This is a genomic window from Leisingera sp. JC11 (assembly GCF_040704725.1).
GTDB lineage: Bacteria > Pseudomonadota > Alphaproteobacteria > Rhodobacterales > Rhodobacteraceae > Leisingera.
The window spans coordinates 82,517-101,350 of the sequence record NZ_JBFCVS010000006.1 but is presented as its reverse complement, the minus strand read 5'-3'; the positions used below and the strand labels follow the sequence as shown (position 1 = coordinate 101,350).

General features: G+C 63.9%; 17 protein-coding genes. 9 read left to right on the top strand and 8 right to left on the bottom strand.

Annotated features, from left to right (window positions below):
• Window positions 1-186: 186 nt before the first annotated feature.
• From AB1A62_RS08555 to AB1A62_RS08520, 8 genes are read left to right on the top strand one after another with little or no spacing between them, the layout of a single operon-like run.
• The gene (locus AB1A62_RS08555; protein ID WP_366661090.1) at window positions 187-1,272 is read left to right on the top strand and encodes a polysaccharide deacetylase family protein; all 1,086 of its coding nucleotides are present in this window, start codon (window positions 187-189) and stop codon (window positions 1,270-1,272) included.
• On the top strand, window positions 1,269-2,690 hold the full coding sequence (locus AB1A62_RS08550; protein WP_366661089.1) for an O-antigen ligase family protein: 1,422 nt from the start codon (window positions 1,269-1,271) through the stop codon (window positions 2,688-2,690). The genes AB1A62_RS08555 and AB1A62_RS08550 overlap by 4 nt, the downstream gene beginning before the upstream one ends.
• A 1-nt stretch (window position 2,691) precedes the next feature.
• Complete coding sequence (locus AB1A62_RS08545) at window positions 2,692-3,915, top strand: glycosyltransferase family 4 protein (protein WP_366661088.1); 1,224 nt, start codon at window positions 2,692-2,694, stop codon at window positions 3,913-3,915.
• The gene (locus AB1A62_RS08540) at window positions 3,912-5,075 is read left to right on the top strand and encodes a glycosyltransferase (RefSeq protein ID WP_366661087.1); all 1,164 of its coding nucleotides are present in this window, start codon (window positions 3,912-3,914) and stop codon (window positions 5,073-5,075) included. The genes AB1A62_RS08545 and AB1A62_RS08540 overlap by 4 nt, the downstream gene beginning before the upstream one ends.
• Window positions 5,068-6,243, top strand: a complete 1,176-nt coding sequence (locus AB1A62_RS08535) for a GNAT family N-acetyltransferase (RefSeq protein WP_366661086.1) — start codon at window positions 5,068-5,070, stop codon at window positions 6,241-6,243. The genes AB1A62_RS08540 and AB1A62_RS08535 overlap by 8 nt, the downstream gene beginning before the upstream one ends.
• Before the next feature lie 2 nt (window positions 6,244-6,245).
• On the top strand, window positions 6,246-7,352 hold the full coding sequence (locus tag AB1A62_RS08530; RefSeq protein ID WP_366661085.1) for a GNAT family N-acetyltransferase: 1,107 nt from the start codon (window positions 6,246-6,248) through the stop codon (window positions 7,350-7,352).
• A complete protein-coding gene (locus AB1A62_RS08525; RefSeq protein ID WP_366661084.1) occupies window positions 7,349-8,284 on the top strand; it encodes a sulfotransferase in 936 nt (311 codons plus the stop codon). The genes AB1A62_RS08530 and AB1A62_RS08525 overlap by 4 nt, the downstream gene beginning before the upstream one ends.
• Window positions 8,285-8,297: 13 nt before the next feature.
• On the top strand, window positions 8,298-9,395 hold the full coding sequence (locus AB1A62_RS08520) for a GNAT family N-acetyltransferase (protein ID WP_366661083.1): 1,098 nt from the start codon (window positions 8,298-8,300) through the stop codon (window positions 9,393-9,395).
• 90 nt (window positions 9,396-9,485) lie between these two features.
• On the opposite strand, the gene AB1A62_RS08515 is transcribed toward AB1A62_RS08520, so the two are convergent.
• The 8 genes from AB1A62_RS08515 to AB1A62_RS08480 all read right to left on the bottom strand — a co-directional run bounded on the left by AB1A62_RS08515 (window position 9,486) and on the right by AB1A62_RS08480 (window position 17,348).
• Window positions 9,486-10,628, bottom strand: a complete 1,143-nt coding sequence (locus AB1A62_RS08515; protein WP_366661082.1) for a M56 family metallopeptidase — start codon at window positions 10,626-10,628, stop codon at window positions 9,486-9,488.
• On the bottom strand, window positions 10,618-11,034 hold the full coding sequence (locus AB1A62_RS08510) for a BlaI/MecI/CopY family transcriptional regulator (protein WP_366661081.1): 417 nt from the start codon (window positions 11,032-11,034) through the stop codon (window positions 10,618-10,620). Before AB1A62_RS08510 ends, AB1A62_RS08515 begins: the two co-directional genes overlap by 11 nt.
• A 299-nt stretch (window positions 11,035-11,333) precedes the next feature.
• On the bottom strand, window positions 11,334-11,612 hold the full coding sequence (locus tag AB1A62_RS08505; protein ID WP_039150888.1) for a DUF2160 domain-containing protein: 279 nt from the start codon (window positions 11,610-11,612) through the stop codon (window positions 11,334-11,336).
• Window positions 11,612-12,409, bottom strand: a complete 798-nt coding sequence (locus tag AB1A62_RS08500; protein ID WP_222505253.1) for a carbohydrate ABC transporter permease — start codon at window positions 12,407-12,409, stop codon at window positions 11,612-11,614. Before AB1A62_RS08500 ends, AB1A62_RS08505 begins: the two co-directional genes overlap by 1 nt.
• Window positions 12,410-12,422: 13 nt before the next feature.
• Window positions 12,423-13,286: a sugar ABC transporter permease gene (locus AB1A62_RS08495; protein WP_366661080.1), complete on the bottom strand. Its 864-nt coding sequence runs from the start codon at window positions 13,284-13,286 to the stop codon at window positions 12,423-12,425.
• On the bottom strand, window positions 13,286-14,386 hold the full coding sequence (locus tag AB1A62_RS08490; protein ID WP_366661079.1) for an ABC transporter ATP-binding protein: 1,101 nt from the start codon (window positions 14,384-14,386) through the stop codon (window positions 13,286-13,288). Before AB1A62_RS08490 ends, AB1A62_RS08495 begins: the two co-directional genes overlap by 1 nt.
• A gap of 7 nt (window positions 14,387-14,393) precedes the next feature.
• Entirely contained in the window at window positions 14,394-15,458 is a 1,065-nt protein-coding gene (locus AB1A62_RS08485; protein WP_366661078.1) for an ABC transporter ATP-binding protein, read from the bottom strand.
• Window positions 15,459-15,614: 156 nt separating this feature from the next.
• Window positions 15,615-17,348, bottom strand: a complete 1,734-nt coding sequence (locus tag AB1A62_RS08480) for an ABC transporter substrate-binding protein (protein WP_366661077.1) — start codon at window positions 17,346-17,348, stop codon at window positions 15,615-15,617.
• A gap of 278 nt (window positions 17,349-17,626) precedes the next feature.
• Between AB1A62_RS08480 and AB1A62_RS08475 the strand changes: the two genes are divergently transcribed.
• A complete protein-coding gene (locus tag AB1A62_RS08475) occupies window positions 17,627-18,745 on the top strand; it encodes a class I SAM-dependent RNA methyltransferase (RefSeq protein WP_366661076.1) in 1,119 nt (372 codons plus the stop codon).
• Window positions 18,746-18,834 lie beyond the last annotated feature (89 nt).

Below are 18,834 nucleotides of genomic sequence, written 5' to 3'. Positions count from 1 at the left end.
ACATCCTTGGGCAGCGGCCGCCGCAAAGCGGAGCGGCACAGGGCGCTTGTTCTTTGGGGCGGCGGCATTGCCGTCATACTGGGTATCTGGGCTGTGCTGGGTTCGGGTGCTCTGCCCGATGCGAATGTACCGGGATGGAGCGGGGCAGCCGCTTTGGGGTGCTGGCTATGGGTTGCGGACGGCTGGATGCGGCGGCGCGGCGGCGTGCCTTGCCTGACCTGGCACAGCGTCAGCGCGGAGGCCTCCTGGCTGCCCTGGGCAGCAGAGACCTCGGTTCGGCCTGAAACCCTGGACCGCCAGCTGGCTCAGCTGCAGCAGATGGGCTGCACGGTAATGGATACGGCGGAATTCATCCGCCGCCGCCGTGCCTGCCGGCCTGTTCCTGAGGGCACGGTGCTTTTACACTTTGACGACGGCTACCTGGACAATTGGGTTGCCGCCGCGCCGATTTTGCGTCGCCACGGTATGCAGGCGACCCTGTTTGTCTCGCTGGAATTCGCGGCACCGGAGCGGCCCGCACCGCAAACTCTGGATGACACCAAGAGCCCGGCGCGCTGGGACGGATACCTCAGCTGGGGCGAGATCCGGGTGCTGGACCAGGCAGGCCCGGGCAAGGTCTTTGACGTGCAGCCGCACGGAGTCGATCACATTCGGGTGCCGGTCAGCCCCCGCGCAGTGGGTCACCTCACCCGGGAAAACTGGAAACGCCATGCCTGGATACAATGGGCGGCCATGCGTGGCAGCAAGCATGACTGGTACATGACGGAGACTCCGCCTGTCGTTCCTGCCGGAACCGCGATTCCGGAAAGCGACGCAGCCCTGGCGGCGCCCGCCTTTGCAGGTGGCGCGCTGGAGACACAAGCTGAATACGCCTCCCGGGTCCGTGCCGAACTGGCCCGCTGCCGGACGGAGTTCAAGGCCCGGCTTGGCAAAACGCCAGAGCTTTTCTGCTGGCCGCAGAACCGCACCTCCGGCCTGGCCCGCCGGATTGCAGCCGAGGAAGGCTATCTGGCCACCACTGCCGGGCAGGGAAGCAACCGGGCGGGCGAGGATCCGTCGGTCATCAGCCGGGTCCATGCCGGAGAAAACGCTGCCGGGTTTGCAAATGCCTGGATTGACACCTGGCATTTCCATGCCACGGTGCGCTGTTTCCAAGGCAACTCCTACTGGTATCTGCTGATCCTGGCGGCGGGGCTAAGCAAGGCCGTTCTTAAGCGCCTTAGAAAGCGCAGGCAGCGCAGCCGGCAGCGCCAGGACGCGCGCGCGGCATGATCTGGCGGCTGACCGGATATCTGCTGCTGGTGGGCGGACTGGGCTTTCTGGCGCTGCTGTTGGTCGCCTATGCAGCCGAGTCGCCGAAAAAGGGCCTGATGCTGGTGCCCGGCATTGCTGCCGGCGGAATGCTGACTTTGAACCCTTATGCTGCGGCGCTGCTGCTGGTCGTCTTTTCCCATCTCGACGCGCTGGCAGGCCTTCTGTCCAAGGCCTTGCCACTTTCGGCGTTCAAGCTGCTCAGCGTTGCGGCTCTGGGTGGGATGCTGTTGCAGAGCTACCGCAAGCCGCGGCATCTGCGGCTGGGGCCGGCCAGCCGGACCAAGTCACTGGTTGTTTTGTTTCTGATCTGGCTCTGTATCTCCTACCTGACCTGCGAATTCCGCGCGGAAGGCAAGGAGCATGTGATCGGCTTTGCCAGCGTGATTGTGTTGTTCTTCCTGATCGTTGCGCTGGCGGATACCCCGGGACGGCTGCGCGCCATGGTCTGGGTGCTGGTGGGGACCGGGCTGGTGTCGGGACTTTTCGTGCTGGCAGAAAGCATGCTGGGCGTGCGGCTGGTGGCAACCGAAGCCGCTGCCACCACCGCCCAGTTCGAGGGCCAGGCCCGCAGCGCCGGCGCCTCCAATTACAACCCGACCACGGCAGCGCATATGCTGCTGTGCACCGTGGTGATTGCGGCGGTTCTGTTTTTTGAACACAGACCGCTCAGGTGGTTCAGCGGCGCCGTGGTGCTGGTGGGCATGGCCGCGCTGGTGCTGACGCTTGCGCGCTCGGCGGCAATTGCCCTGGTGCTGATCGCGCTGATCTACATGTGGCAGAACCGCAGCCACCGCCTGTTTCCCCTGATGCTGGTGTGCCTTGCCGCCGGGACCGCCGTGGCGCTGCCATTCGTGCCCGAAGTCTATTGGGACCGCATGGGCACGATCTTTGAACAGGGGGCCGACCGAACCTTGCTGCGGCGGTTCTCCTACAACCTGATCGGGCTGGAGCTTCTGTATGAGAACCCGGTCTTCGGTGTCGGCCCCGGCAACTACCCGCATTACTATGCCGGGGATGAATTCCGCTGGTATCCGGGACGGGAGCCGGGGCCGCGGCAGCTGCACAACAGCTACATGGAAGTAGCAGCAGAGCTGGGATTGATCGGCCTGGCGCTGTTTCTGGGGGTGATGCTGACCGCCCTGAAATCGGCGGTTCAGGCCGCGCGCGCCGCGGTGCCAGGCTTGTCGGTTTTTGCCAGGGCGGTGGCCTACGGCTTTGCAGCCTTTTTGATCGCGTCGCTGTTCATGCCCAACGAAGACACTAAGTTTATGTGGATCCTGCCCGCACTCTGTGTGGCGGCCCGGACACTATGCCTTGGGGGAGGCACCGGGACAGCTGGCACAGGCCAGGCGGGCAACGGGGGTGGGGGAAACTGACATGCGGCTGGCTGTCATCGTTACGGAATATCCGAAGTTCACTGAGACCTTCATCCTGCGGGATGTGATGAAATTTCTGGAATTCGGAGGTGACGTCCGGCTCTATCACCTGTCGCCCTACAACAAGTCCGAAGTGCTGCACGGCTTTGCCGAACCGACCCGGGCCATCGCCCGCCACGCCGGGTTGATCACCCCGCGCACGCTTGCGAGTTTCACAGCCCGGCTTGGCAGCATGGCCGGGCCGCTTGCAGTGATCGGCGCGCAGCAGGGCGGCAAGCCGGTTCTGGCCGGGAAATCCGCCGTGGTGTCTGTTGCCGCCTGCGCGATTGCACGCGAACTGGCCGACTGGGGCGCCGATCATGTGCATGCAGAATTTGCGGGTCATCCGGCAACTGCGGCCTGGGTGATCCACCGGCTGACCGGTATCCCGTATTCGGTCAGCTGCCGCGCCCACGATATTTTCCGCACCCAGCGGCTGCTGGCGGAAAAGCTGGGCGAGGCCGCCTTTGTCCGCACCATCAGCAATTACGGACGTGATTTCCTGGCCAGCCACGTCGGCGGCCTGCGAGCTGAGGATATCCAGGTGATCCACTCCAGCGTCGATGTGGAGAAGGTCCCGCAATTAGGACCGCCGCCGCAAGACGGGCCGTTTCACGTGGTCTATGTGGGTTCTCTGCAGGTCCGCAAAGGTGTGGACGTGCTGCTGCGGGCGCTGGCTGCGGTCAAGGTCCCGGACTGGCGCTGCTCGCTGGCCGGCGATGGCCCGGAACGCGCCAAGCTCGAGGCACTGGCGGCGGAACTGGGTCTGGGGCAGCGGGTAGCATTCCTGGGGAAGCAGGATTTTGCTGCAGTCAGTAAACTCTATGAAAGCGCCAATGTAATCGCGGCACCTTCTGTGATCGGCCCTTCGGGACGTACCGAAGGCATCCCCAATGTCGCGATCGAGGGGCTCGCGTTCCAGCGCCCGGTGATCTCCACCAATGTGTCCGGCATCCCGGAGCTGATCCGCCCTGGCCGGACCGGGTTCCTGATTGAGCCGGGATCCGTTGAAGAACTGGTTCGGGCGCTGGGGGACGTGCATGCCGACCCTGAGGCAGCCTATGCCATCGCCTGCCGCGGTCGCCGGCTGGTGGAGGCGGAGTTTTCGCTGGCGGTCAATGCGCGCCGCCAGTTCGACCTGTTCCGCGCCCATTCTGCATCGGCTTTGGGGAGGGCCGCGGAATGATCCTGCTGTTCTGGATATGCGCCGGGCTGATTGCTTTTTCGTTGGCGGGCTACGGGCTGCTGTGGTGCTTTCTGGCCGCCGTGTTCGGGCGCCGGGCGCCGCTGCCTCCGGAACAGCCGCTGCATGCCACGGTGCTGATCGCTGCCCGCAACGAGGAAGCCGCGATCCGGGCCAAGCTGAAGACCGTCCTGGAGCAGGACTGCGGCCCGCACGAGGTGGATGTGCTGGTGGTCTCCGATGGCTCCGAGGACGCGACACTGGAGCAGGCGCTGTCGCTGGACAGCCCGCGTGTCCGCGCCTTTCAGACGCCGGAGCATGGCGGCAAAGCGCAGGCTCTGACTGCCGGGCTGGCCCGGATCGAGGCGGATGTGGTGATTTTCTCGGACGCCAACAGCATGCTGGCACCAGGTTCTTTGCGGCGCCTTCTGGCGCCCTTCGCGCTGCCGGACACCGGCGGTGTCTGCGGCCGCCTGCAGCCGCAGCATCGCAAGGGCCGCGGCGGCTGGCTAGCGCGGGCCGAACGTCTGTTCTGGGCCTATGACTCGGCCCTGAAAGCAGCAGAGAGCCGCCTGGGCGGCGCCGTGTCGGCCCAGGGCACGCTTTATGGCATGCGCCGTGCACTGGTGCCGGAGAGGGTCCCCGGGGATGTTGCTGACGATTTTTTTATCTCAGTGCAAGCTCCCGCGCTGCACCGCCGCCTGGTGTTCGAACCCGGGGCCGTAGCGCAGGAAGCAGTTACCAGCCACACGGGGGATGAGTTCATGCGGCGGGTCCGATCCACGGAACGGGGCTGGCGCGGCCTGATGCGGATGCGTCGGCTTATGAACCCTGGCAAGTACGGGCTCTACGCGCTGCAATTGCTGCTGCACAAGGGGCTGCGGCGGATTGTGGCCTTTCTGCTGCCTGTTCTGCTGGTGCTGAGCCTCTCTGCTGCGGCGGCGCAGGGCGGAGTTTATACCGCGGCCCTGCTGGTGCAGTTGCTGGTCTACGGGGGGGCAGGTGGGGCGCTGCTGTGGCCGCCGTTGGCGCGACTGCCTGGCTCGGGGCTCGGCCGCTTTTTCGTATTGGGTCACGCTGCAATGGCTTTTGGAATCCTGCGGGCGATGGCCGGGGTGCACAGCGTGCGCTGGGCGCCGGCAAGGAGCGTGGCGGATGAGTGACGTCGCGGCCCTGCAGTCCGCAGCGCCTGAACAGCTGCAGACCCGGATCCTGAGCCGCTGGGAAGACGTGGCGGTTCTGGAGCCGGAGTGGCGCAGCATGCACGAGCGCTGCCGCGGGCGCCTGTTTTCTTCCTTTGACTGGCTGGCGGCACAGCACGCGGGATTTGGCCCGCCCGGGGAGCTTCGGATCGTCACCGTCTGGCAAGCCAACCGGATGGTGGCCGCCGCGCCGATGTGCCTGGTCCGGAAGCGTTTCAGCAAGCTGCTGCCCTTCTACCGGCCTCGGGTTTTAACTGGTTGGCTGTGCAACTACGCGGGTTTCTTCGAATTTCTCGCCACCAGCCGAGAAACACTGAGGGCGCTGCTGGACGCCGTGTGCAAGACGGCACCGCGGGCTGGCATCGAACTGGCGTTGTTCCGGGTCTGCACACTTGACGTGTTTACCACCCGCTGCCTGCGCCTTGGTGGGCTGGAGTTGTGGCACGACCGCGTTCAGGGCAGCTCAATCGCGGAGAACCTCACCGATTGGGAAAGTTACTGCCAGACCCGCAGCCGCTCCTTCCGTAAGAAAGTCCGGGTCAGCAGCAGGCAGCTGCACGAGGCCAAGGTGGAGCTGGAGGTGTTTCAGTCGCAGGACGGTGCGCCGGTGCAAAGGATGCTCGCGCTGTCGCAGCGCAGCTGGAAGCAGAAATCGGGAACCGGTCTGGCCGCGCTGCAGGGTGGCGGCGCCTTCCTGGATGAACTGTGGCACCGGCTTGCCGCGCGGGGCTGCGGCAGCCTGGTCCTGATGCAGGTAGGAAAACAGGACATCGCGTCCTTTTGCGCGGTCCGCTGCCGGGAAACTTGGTACGGCTTGTTCTCGGAGTTTGACGAAGCTTTCTCCGATTTGTCACCTGGCCGGTGCGTCATGTACTACGGCCTGCAGGCAGTGACCGGGCAGGGACAGCCCGTGCGCTTCGAGTTCGGGCGCAGGACCCACTACTTGCGGGATTTCGAAACCGGATCGTATCAGGTCCGGCGCTTGCGGGGAGTGCGGCGGGGCAGCCGTGCCTATTGGCTGCTGAAGCTGGAAGATGCCTTGCGGGAACTGACCGGCGTGCGCGGCTTTCTGCCAAACCGGAGGCCGCGGCGGGCCGACATCCTTGCCGATGGCAAGGGGAGGCCTTGATCATGCTGCAGCAGCTTGACACCGCAAATGCAGGAATCCGTGTCAGCTTGGATCAGGTGCTGCCGTCCGCGGTCCGCAGCAAAGTGGAAGCTTTCCTGCAAGATTGCCCGCCTGCAACCTGGCTGCAGTCTCCTGGCTTTACCGCCTGCTGCCCGCCATCGCCGCGTCACCGCTATCTGACGCTGACAGCTTATTATCCGGATGGCCGCATTGCCGGCTTCGGCGTTGCGCGCCTCACCCGGCTCGCCCCGGGGCGGTACTTGGCGAATTTCCGGCGCGGTCCTGTCACCGGAACGCCGGAGGCGCTGGCGCATATTCTGCCTGCGTTTGCGGCGCGGCTGCGCCGGGAGGGCTGTTGCTCGATGCAGCTCAACCCGCGCTGGAGCGGTCAACAGGACGTGCAGCGGGTCTGTGGAGGGCTGGAGGCTGCCGGTGCGGTCCGGCTGCCTTCCGACGCACAATCGCAGCATGCGGATACTGCACTGGTCGGGCTGAACGGATCCGCTGAACAGCTGCAATCCAGGCTGAAGCAGCGCTGCCGGCGGCAAATCCGCAAGTCGCAGAAAGCGGGCATTGAGGTGCGCCCAGCCGCGAGCCTCGAAGAAGCCCTGCAGTTCGAGCCGCTGATGCAGGCCTTCTTCCGCGCCCGCGGACTGGGCCTCGAATCCGTGCCGCCAGTGGCATCGCAATGGCAGATGACCCGCGGCCGCGGGGCGTTCCTGCTTGCCTGGCAGGCGCGCAGGCTGGTGGCAGGACATGTGATGATTGCCGACGGCAGCCGTGCCTTTTGGCTGGTCCTCGCCCGTTGTGATGAAGGCTCCAGTGCCGCTGCGGGGTATCCGCTGGTTTGGGAGGCGCTGAAAATTGCCCAGGCACAAGGCTTTGCGCGTTACGACATGGCCGGGGCCGCAGGTCTGCCCGGGGCTGGCGGCGCACACACCTCTCGTGGCAGCAGAAACCGTGCACAGTTCAAATCCGCCTTCAATCCGGACGTGGTCCCGCTGGTGCCGGCTTATGTGCTGCCGCTGCGCCAGCCTAGCCATACACTGCTGTTCAACCTGCGCCATGCCTACCGCAGGATGAGGACGCGGACGGAGGGGCATGCATGAACGCATTTCAGCCCATTCCCATTTTTGTCTTAGGCCTGCAGCGCTCCGGCACTACTTTGGCTGCCAATTTGCTGGCGGCGCAGCCCGGAATTGCTGCGGTGACGGCTGAGCGTCACCACGGGGTGCATGAAAGCGTCTATTTCTCGCATTTCGCCCCTTCTATGGAGCCCTGGCCTAGCCCCGGCTGGCGCGCCGATGCGGCCGGGCATTTCCTAAGCAGCGAATACTACCGGCTCTGCGGGTTTTCGCGCCATTGGGGAGAAGATGCGGCCGAGGCGAGCGCCAGCCCGGCTGAGTTGTTCTGCCGGGTGATGGAGGCGCTGGCGCGGCGGCAGGGCTCAGCGGCCTGGGTTGAAAAATCGCCGCACCATACGCTGCTGGGGCCAGGCATTGCCAAGGCGGTGCCAAGGGCGCTGTTTCTGTGCGTGAGCCGCCGGAACCCTGGTTTCCTGCGTTCGCGGCTGTGGTCCTATGGCCGCCGTCCTCCGTCCTACCCGCGGCGCGCCCTGCTGATCGGGCGGGCCTGCGCCTCGAATGTGTTTCATCTGCGATGCATGCGCCGGCTGCAGCGGCAGTTGGGCACGGAACGCGTCTTCTGGGCGGAATATGAGGCCTTGTGCGCGGATCCGGGCAAAGTGCTGGCACCGCTGCTGGCGGCTGCCGGGCTAGAGGCGGGCGGCATCCGGCAAACGGAATTTCCCCCGAATTCCAGTTTCGCCAGCCAAAGCCAGCGCAGCCGGGCGCTGACGGCCGCGGATCTGACAGTGGCCAGAGTGTCCGAAGCGATGGCGCGCGCCGTGCCGCAGCCGCTGCTTGCTGCGGCTCAGCGGCGCCTTGCCAGCCAGCGGCCATCAGACTTTCCTGTCTGGGTCTGGCCGTCGGCGGCAAATGGTGCTGGAAGCAGAGCCTGGCCGGGGGATCAGGCAGAATAAGGAGGAGACCGGAATGCAGCCGCTGCGAGTTGAAATCGCCAGCCGCCTGCCTGATTTGCAGGCGCTTGAAGGGCAGCTGGCGGCACTGTCTGCAGCTGCCGGAGCAGGTGCCTATGACAGGCCAGGCTTCTTCCTGCCGTGGGCGAGCGCGGCGGTTTCTCAGGGGCAGAGACCTGCCTGCCTGTGCCTATGGAGGGGCCTGGATCTGGCGGGTTTCGTTCCGCTGTTCCGGCGGCGAGATTGGAAGGCGGCTTTTGCCTGGCGTGCCGGCCCGCCTGTTTACGGCTCTTCTCCTGTCTTCGACCTGTTGTTTGATCCGCAGGACAACCAGGACGAGCTGGCCTGGGCAATGGTGCAGACACTGGAGCGGATGCGCTGGCTGGACCTCACATTTGAAAACCTGCCGGCGGACCACCGTTTGGGCTGCAGCCTGGCGCACGCTTTCGAACAGCGGGGATACAGCGTCGAGCGCAGTGCCGGGTTGGGCTATTACCTGGTTGAGGACGTGGCAAGCGGCGCGGAACTGGAAGCCCAGCTCAGCAGCAAGAACCGCCGCAACCTGCGCGCTGCCGAGCGGAAAATGGCTGCCAGCTGCGATGTCGGCCTGTGCACGCCAGACGATGACCCGGAGGAAGCGGTAAAGGTTTTTCGCGCGGTGGTGGCTGCCAGCTGGAAGAACTGCCCGCGCATGCGCCGGGTCGGTCTGCGGCTGTATGAAGCCCAAATCCGCGGCTGCGCGCGGGACGGAACACTGCGGTTTTGGTCGGTGTCGTGCCAAGGGGAGCCTGTTGCCTTTGTCTTTAATCTAGCAGAGCAGGGCGGAGCGCATCACGGCTACTTCACTGCCATCACCCCCAAGGGCTGCGAGCTGAGCGCGGGGACGGCCCTTATGTACCGGTCCATCAAACTCAGCCTGGACGAAGGAGCCGCGTCTTTCAACTTGTGGTCAGCCCGCCACAACATCAAGCGGATGACCAATAGCCGGATGCAAACTCTCACCCTGAATATCAGCTGCGCCGGTTCGGGTGCGCGGCTGCGCCTGGAGGCTGCCAGCCAGCTGCAACTTCTGCGTCAGGCCTTCAGACCGCAAAAACCGCGGCCGCGGACCTAAGACTAAACCTCAAATCAGAGGGGAATCTTCGCCTGGAAAGTAAGGCTGCCGCCGTCTTCGCCGGAAACATTCCGGGACTGTTTTCAAAGGTTACGGGGTGGGAACTGCAAAGCCGCCGTTGAGTGCACTAACCGCAAGGTCGGGAGTGCTGTTGCGGGTTGCCATGCGCTCCAGGTTGACGATCGTCGACAGCATGATGCGATCATGGCTCCAGTCGCTGGGCCGCTGCAGCAACACGGCGGTTGCCAGCACCACCCCGGCCATCGCCAAAGACACAGCACCCCAGCCGAGCGAGTTCGGCCCCTGCGGCTGGACAGCCGTTACCGCAATGATCCGCCGTTGCAGAGAAGCGCCGCGGCGGGTTTCGCGCCGGTCGACCAGCGCCACCGCCGGGCTGCGGCGGGTGAACAGGGCAGGTCCGCGGGCAGCATGGGCGCAGGCGCGGATCAGGCATTCGCAATAGGCGCGCACGTCGAAGCTGGGCCGCGCCATCAGTGCCTGGTCGCAGGCAAATTCGCGCAACAGCCGCACCTCGCGCCGCCACAGGTAAAAAGCGGGGTTCCAGAATAGCAGCGGGCGCAGCATCTCCAGCAGAAATTCGCATTCGATGTCGCGCTGGCGGAAGTGCTGCAGTTCATGCGCGACAGTCAGGCGCAGGTCGCACGAGTCATTCAGCAGCTGTGTGGGCAGCACCACATAGCGGCAAAACGGCCCGCGGGTGGAATAGGCCACGCGAATGTCGTCGGACACCATCAGCTGCACCCGGCCGATGCGTTTCCAGGCAAAGGCGCCCGCCAGGTTCTGGCGCAGGCGGAAAACAGAGATCGCAACATGCGAAAAACAGATCAGCGCGCCGGCGGCAAAGGCCGCTGTAACCGCCTGTGCCCAGGCCGGCTGCAGGCTGGTGAGGCCGCGCACCGCATCCTCGCGGAGGCCCAGGGTGGCCTCAAACGTGCCCGCGCTCATGCTGACGTTGCCCTGCAGGTACTGCGACACCAGCATGTCGGAGAAATTCGGCGGATGGGCGATGACGAACCGGGTGAAGGCGAGGATCAGCACCGGGGAGGCGGCCAGCAGCACCGTCATCCCGTTCAAGAGCCGCAGCTGCGGCCGGTAGGCGCGCCCCAGCGGACTGCGCGCCAGCGCCTTGCGGGCGGCGAACCACAACAGGGTGCCCGCCAGCAGCAGGATATTCAGATCAATATAGGCATTCAGCAGAACATCAGCGTTCATTATCCCCCAGCCTTTCCTCCAAGAGCGCCCGCATCTCCTCGAGCATCTCGTTGGTCACATCCTCATCATCGACCAGCCGCGCCACCAATGCGGCGGGCGCGCCGTTGAAAAGCTTGCTCGAAAGGTTCTTCAGAGATGTCTTCTGATAGTCTGCCTTGGGAACGGCAGGGCGGTAGACAAGGGAGCGGTCCTTGCGCTCGCTGGTCAGGAAGCCCTTCTGTTCCATGATCTTGAGAACCGTGGCCACCGAGGTGTAGGCGCGTTCCTGCACCTTGTTCAGCTCGGCCAGGATATCGCGCACGGTGCCGCCGCCCATGTCCCAGACGACGGTCATGAATTCCAGCTCAACCTCGGTCAGCAGGGAAGTGTCGTGTTTCTTGCGCATCGCCTCGGCAGTCCGGCTCATGTGATCGTTCCAGTCATGCTAGGGGAAGCAGGCTTCCGTGAAAACTATTTTTTTAGAAGATGCGCGGCGGCGGGGCTTTTGTTGTCAAAATGTGCGCTGCCGCGCGAGTCTTCTCAGTAAGTTGCGGGGTGACGGGCCAGTCCTGAGGTCACAGCTTGGCGCATCGGTTCAGGGTTTTGGCTGAGAAGGCCTTGAAGGGCAGGTTTGCCTTCAAGGCCTGTCCCGATTGTGTTTTGGTTCGGCGCGTCAAGGGCAAGCCGCCTGCGGCGGGGCCTTCGGCCCCCTTGACCCGCAGGGCATCAGACCTTCCAGAAGCAGAAGATGCCCCAGGCGATCGACAGCCCCAGCGGCCACCACAGCGGCATCCCCACCAGGCCGAGCCAGGCCAGGAAGATGTAGGAAGTGCCCAAGAGGCTGATGAACAGCCGGTCGCCGCGGGTGGTGGTGAGGCCGAGCACGCCCTTGCGGGCCGCGCCGCCGGGGTGGCGGATTTCGGCGATGATCAGCACACCGATGGCGCTGAAAATGCCGATGAACAACAGGGCAGTGGGCCAGGTCCAGGCCATCCATGAAAGCATTACACCCTCCCCATCGCGAAACCCTTCGCGATGTAGTTGCGGACAAACCAGATCACGATGGCGCCCGGAATGATTGTCAGAGTGCCGGCCGCAGCCAACAGTCCCAGTTCATAGCCCGCGCTGGAGGCGGTTTTGGTCATGGTGGCGGCAATCGGCTTGGCGGCGACGGCGGTCAGGGTCTTCGCCAGCAGCAGTTCTACCCAGGAGAACATGAAGCAGAAGAAGGCTGCCACACCTACGCCCGCCTTGATCGACGGCACAAAGATCGTCGCAAAGAAGCGCGGGAAGGAATATCCGTCAACGAATGCGGTCTCGTCCAGCTCTTTGGGCACGCCGCCCATGAAGCCCTCCAGGATCCACACCGCCAGCGGAATGTTGAACAGGCAGTGCGCCAGGGCAACAGCCAGATGTGTGTCGAACAGCTCCACCGCGGAATAGAGCTGGAAGAACGGCAGCGCAAACACCGCAGCCGGTGCCATCCGGTTGGTCAGAAGCCAGAAGAACAGCTGCTTGTCGCCCAGGAACCGGTAGCGGCTGAAGGCGTAGGCCGCCGGCAGCGCCACCGCGATGGAGATCACCGTGTTGATCGACACGTAGGCGATTGAGTTGATGTAGCCCCAGTACCAGCTAGGATCGGTGAAGATGGTCTTGTAGTTGTCCAGCGTGAAAGTCTGCGGGAACAGCGAGAAGCCCGACAGGATTTCATTGGTCGTCTTGAAGCTCATCGCCACCAGCCAGTAGATCGGCAGCATGAGGAACAGGATATAGACGATGGGGACGATGGATCGTTTCTGCATCTTGATCCCTCCCTTAGTTCAGGTCGTCCTTGGTCATCAGCGTGTAGAACAGCCAGGAGACCAGGAGCGTGATTGCAAAATAGATGAGCGACATGGCAGCGGCGGGGCCGAGGTCGAACTGGCCAAGCGCGATTTTCACCAGGTCGATCGACAAAAGCGTGGTGGAGTTGCCGGGTCCGCCGCCGGTCAGCACGAACGGCTCGGTGTAGATGTTGAAGCTGTCCATGAAGCGCAGCAGTATGGCGATGGTCAGCACCGTCTTCATCTTCGGCAGCTGGATGAACCGGAACACCGCCCAGTTGGAGGCGCCGTCGATCTTGGCCGCCTGGTAGTAGGCGTCGGGGATCGACACTAGGCCGGCATAGCTCAGCAGCACCACCAGCGAGGTCCAGTGCCAGACGTCCATGGTGACGATGGTCACCCAGGCCGCCACGGGATCCTGCGTCATGTCATAGGAGATGCCCAGCATATGGTTCAGGAAGTAGCCCAGCAGGCCGATGTCGGGCAGGGTGAAGATGTTCCACATCGCGCCGACCACGTTCCACGGAATCAGCATCGGCAGCGCCATCAGTACCAGGCACACCGGCACCCAGAACCCCTTGCGCGGCATCGACAGCGCAATCGCGATGCCCAGCGGGACCTCGATGATCAGGATCAGGAAGGTGAACATGAACTGGCGGCCAAGCGCTGCGTGAAAACGGTCGGAGCGCAGGATCTGCTGGAACCAGTCCAGCCCCTGCCAGAAGAACACGTTGTCGCCAAAGGTCTCCTGCACCGAGTAGTTGACCACCGTCATCATCGGAATGAGCGCGTTGAAGGCGACCAGCGCCAGCACCGGCAGGACAAAGAACCAGGCTTTCTGGTTTTCGGTTTTCATCAGGCTGCTCCTTGTTCGCCGGTGGCATTGGCGGGGGCGGTGGCAAGCCAGCCGTCCACGTAAAGCCGGGTCATGTCCTGGCGGAAGGCCAGATGCACGGCGCTGCCTTTTTCCGGCGCGGCGCCTTCGGTGACGGCGTTGATACGGCAGCCGCCGGCCTCGCATTCCACCACCGTGTGGCGGCCGATGTCAGAGACTTTGGTGACCGTGGCGGGCAGGCCGTGGTCCGCCAGCGAGACGAACTCGGGACGGATGCCGATTTCGGTCTGGCCGTCTGCTGCGCCTTGAATGGGGCCTTCCAGTGCAATCTGCTGGTCTGCGAACACGGCGGCACCATGCTGCAGCTCGCAAGGCAGGATGTTCATCCCGGGCGAGCCGATGAAATGGCCGACAAAGGTATGCGCGGGGCGCTCGAACAGCTCCACCGGCGTGCCGATCTGCACCACCTCACCCAGCTGCATCACCACAACCTGATCGGCGAATGTCAGCGCTTCGGTCTGGTCGTGGGTGACGTAGATCATCGTCGCCTTCACCCGCTGGTGCAGCTCCTTCAGCTTGGAGCGCAGCTTCCACTTCAGGTGCGGGTCGATCACGGTGAGCGGCTCGTCGAACATCACCACGTTGACGTCCTCACGCACCAGGCCGCGGCCCATGGAGATCTTCTGCTTGTTGTCGGGGCTGAGGCCAGCCGCCTTCTGCTCCAGCATTTCGGTGACTTCGAGCATCTCGGCAATCGCCATCACCCGCTGGTGCACCGTGGCCTCGTCCCGGCCGCGGTTCCTGAGCGGGAAGGCCAGGTTGTCGTAAACCGTCATGGTGTCGTAGATCACCGGGAACTGGAACACTTGGGCGATGTTGCGCTGATCCGGGGGCAGGGCGGTCACGTCCTGACCGTCGAACAGGATCTGGCCCTCGGACGGTACCAGCAGACCGGAGATGATGTTGAGAAGGGTGGATTTGCCGCAGCCCGAGGGGCCGAGCAGCGCATAGGCGCCGCCGTCGGTCCAGTCGAGATCGATTTCCTTCAGCGCGTAATCCGAGTCGGATTTCGGCGTCGAAAGATAGCTGTGGCGCAGTTTTGAGAGAGTTATTTTAGCCATTGATGCCTCACGCCGCGCGGCTGCCGTCGGGGGCAAAGAAGTATGCCTGCGCGGGGTCCATGTAGAAGTCGTGCAGCTCACCCACCTGGTAGGGGTGGACGCCGTGGGCCAGCGAGACCCAGCTGCCGGAGCCCATGTCGAAGTGGGCAGAGCTTTCAGAGCCGGAGAGTTCCGTCACCTGCACCTGGCCCGACAGCTGCACATCGGCGCCGTTGCGGGGCTGCGGCAGCACGTGGTGCGGGCGGATGGCGATGGTGTAGGTGCCATCGGCCAGCCCGGCGGCGGCGCCAGCCAGCTCCCAGGTGACGCCCGCGCCCAAGCGGGCCATGCTGCCCTGCTTGGTGATCTCGGCGGTGTTGATCGGCGGGTCGGAGAACACCCGCGCCGCATCGACATTGCCGGGGTTGCGGTAAATCTCGGCGGTGGGGCCGAACTGGGACACCCGGCCGTCGCGCATCAGCGCGGTCTTGCCGCCCAAAAGCAGCGCTTCTTCGGGTTCGGAGGTCGCGTAGACCACCACCGCGCCGCGGCCGGCAAACAGTTCGGGCAGCTGGTCGCGCAGCTCTTCGCGCAGCTTGTAGTCGAGGTTAGCCAGCGGCTCATCCAGGAACACCGCGCGGCTTTCCTTGGCAATCGCACGGGCAAGCGCGCAGCGCTGCTGCTGGCCGCCGGACAGCTCATGCGGGCGACGGTGCAGCATCGGTTTCAGCTGCAGGATCGCTGCAGCTTCCTCGACGCGGCCTTCGATCTCCGACTTCGCCATTCCAGCCACTTTCAGCGGCGAGGCGATGTTTTCGAACACCGTCATATGCGGGTAGTTGATGAAGAACTGATGCACCAGGCTGATGTTGCGCTTCTGGGTGCTGAGACGGCTGACATCTTCGCCATCCATCAGCACTTGGCCGCTGGCCATCGGGTCGAGGCCCGCCATCAGTTTTATGAGTGAGGTCTTTCCGGAGCCAGTGGCGCCGAGGAGGACGTTGAAGTGACCGGGCTCCAGCAGCAGGGAGGTATCCTTGATGTGCTGAATGGCGCCGACGCGCTTGGTCACACCCTTGAGTTCGAGTGCCATCTTGCTTTGACTTTCCGGCAGGCGGCCTGTTCGCGCGCGGGGCAGAGGCGCGCTCTGATCTTGGGGAAAAGGGCCCCGGATGACGGGAAAGAGTCCCCGGGGCCTGATGCAGCCCGGCCAGATGATGGGGATCGCTGGCCGGACCGGGAGGAGGCCTTAGTTGGTTGCCCAGCGAGCCACCAGCTCGTCATAGTTGACGGTCTGGCCCTGCGGCTTCTCGTTCTCCAGCGGAGGCTTGGCGCCGCCATTGGCGTACCACCACTCCGCGTCCTTCTCTTCGTTCAGGCGCGGGCCGCAGCCGCCATAGACATTCGCCTGCTCGTCTGCGCGCTGCATACGGGCCATGGTGATGTCCATTTCCTCGGCCAGACGGTCCATCGCTTCCTGCGGTGTGAAGGCGCCGGAGTTCACGTCACCGATCTGCTGCCACCAGATCTGGGCCAGCTTCGGATAGTCCGGCACGTTGATGCCGGTCGGCGACCATGCTACGCGGTCAGGCGAGCGGTAGAACTCGACCAGGCCGCCCAGCTTGGGTGCGCGCTCGGTGAAGCTCTCGTGGTTCACGGAAGAGTCGCGGATGAAGGTCAGACCAACGTGCGATTTCTTCACGTCCACGGTCTTGGACACCACGAACTGGGCATAGAGCCAGGCAGCCTGGGCGCGTTCCAGCGGAGTGGACTTGAGGAAGGTCCAGGAACCCACGTCCTGATAACCGACCTTCTGGCCTTCTTCCCAGTAGGGGCCGTGCGGGCTGGGCGCCATCCGCCACAGCGGGTTACCCTCGGCGTCGACGGTGTTATTGCCTTCGGACTGCGGCTTCACCATGTCGGCGGTAAAGGCGGTGTACCAGAAGATCTGCTGCGCCACGTTGCCCTGTGCCAGAGCCGGCAGCGACTGGTAGAAGTCATAAGACGCCGCACCCGGAGGCGCGTATTTGCGCAGCCATTCGTCCCACTTGCGGATCGCATAGACCGCTGCCGGGCCGTTGGCGGCGCCACCGCGGGTCACGCTGGCACCGGCCGGGTTGCAGGAGCCGTCTTCCATCCGGATGCCCCATTCGTCGATCGGCACACCGTTCGGCTCACCCTTCGATCCTGCACCGGCCATCGACAGCCAGGCATCGGTCATCCGCCAGCCAAGGTCCGGCGCGCGCTTGCCGTAATCCATGTGGCCATAGATCGCGGTGCCGTCGATTTCCTTGACGTGCTCGCTGAAGAATTCGGCGATGTCCTCATAGGCCGACCAGTTGACCGGAACGCCCAGGTCATAGCCGTATTTTTCCTTGAACGCGGCCTGCAGGTCTTCGCGGTCGAACCAGTCCTTGCGGAACCAGTACAGGTTCGCGAACTGCTGGTCGGGCAGCTGGTACAGGTCGCCATCCGGGCCGGTGGTAAACTGGGTGCCCATGAAGTCATCCAGGTCGAGGCCGGGGTTGGTCACGTCCTTGAAGTCGCCTGCCATCATGTCGGTCAGGTTGTACGCGAGCTGCAGGCGCGAGTGGGTGCCGATCAGGTCGGAGTCATTGACGTAGGCGTCATAGAGGTTCCGCTTGGTCTGCATCTGGGTCTGCACGGCCTGAACGACCTCGCCTTCGCCCAGGATCTGGTGGTTCACCTTGATGCCGGTGATTTCCTCGAAGGCTTTGGTCAGCACTTCGCTCTCGTAGCTGTGCGTGGGAATGCCCTCGGACAGCACGTTGATTTCCATGCCCTTGTAGGGCTCGGCCGCGTTAATGAACCACTGCAGCTCCGACAGCTGTTCATCCTTGGTCAAAACCGACGGCTGGAATTCTTCATCAATCCATTTTTTGGCCGCCATTTCGTCGGCATAGCCAATTGATCCCGCAACCACCGCACAAACGGCTGCTGCGGAGAGAAGATACTTACGCATCCTTTCCTCCCTGAAAGTCTCTTGAGGTCAGCTGCGCATCGGCGGCACCTGACTGGCATAGAGCTTTCATAGGTTGGATTATGTTGTCAAACTAATTTTTTAGTAATTGCCATATATCTGAAATAATTGAGAAATTAGTGTTCGTTTTGGACGTTCGTAGCGAGGCCTCTCCATGCGGCAGCGCAGCATCTGCGGTTGTGACGCAAGGATGGCTTCTCCTATGGCGGGATCGGAAAAAACAGTCGCCGAGCCCAGGCTTTGCGTCTAAGGAGGGCGGCATGACGCAAGACAACACATTCGAGATTTTCCTGACCGCGCCGCCGGGACTGGAGCAGGCGCTGCTGGCCGAGGCCAAGGAGCTGGGTTTTGCTGCCCCCAAGGCAGTGCCGGGCGGCGTCACGGTGCAGGGAGGCTGGGCCGAGGTCTGGCGTGCCAACTTGTCTGTGCGCGGTGCTGCACGGGTGCTGGCGCGGATCGGCGAATTCCGTGCATTCCACCTGGCCCAGCTCGACAAACGGTCGCGCAAGTTCCCTTGGGGCGATGTGCTGCGTCCGGATGTGCCGCTGAAGGTGGAGGTTTCCACCAACAAGAAGTCCAAGATCTACCACGCCGGCGCTGCCGCCCAGCGGGTGGAAAAGGCGATTGCCGAAACCCTCGGCGCCCCGGTCAGCAAGGACGCGGAACTGACGGTCAAGCTCAGGATTGAGGACAACCTCTGCGTCTTCAGCGTCGACACTTCGGGCGAGGGGTTGCACAAGCGCGGCCACAAATCCGCCGTCGGCAAGGCGCCGATGCGGGAAAACCTTGCCGCCCTGTTCCTGCGCGAATGCGGCTTTGACGGCAGCGAACCAGTGGTCGATCCGATGTGCGGTTCCGGCACCTTTGTGATTGAGGCGGCAGAGATCGCCAAGGGCCTGCTGCCCGGCCGCAGCCGCAGCTTTGCGTTTGAGCAGCTGGCAACCTTCGATGCGGACGCTTGGGAAGCGCTGAAGCAGCAGGGCGAGGCGCGCGAAACGGGCATGCTGTTCCACGGCTCCGACCGCAACGCGGGCGCCGTGGAGATGTCCACTGCCAACGCAGAGCGCGCCGGTGTGGCGGACTGCACTCGCTTCGTGCAGGCCGCGGTCAGCGACCTGCAGCGCCCGGACGGTACGCCGGGCCTGGTCATCGTCAACCCGCCCTATGGCGCTCGGATCGGCAACAAGAAACTGCTTTATGCCCTTTACGGAGCATTGGGGCAGGTGCTGACGGAGCGCTTCTCTGGCTGGCGCGTGGGTATTGTCACCTCGGAAACCAGCCTGGCCAAGGCAACTAATCTGCCGTTCCTGCCGTTCGGCGCGCCGGTCGCACACGGCGGCCTGAAAATCCGCCTGTTCAAGACCGGTCCGCTGCCCTGAGGCGGCCGCCCCGGCGGCTCATTTTGTGACGTTTGGTCTCTGTTTCCGGCCTGCGCCCGGCCCGGCTATCCTGCCGGGCGGAGCAATAG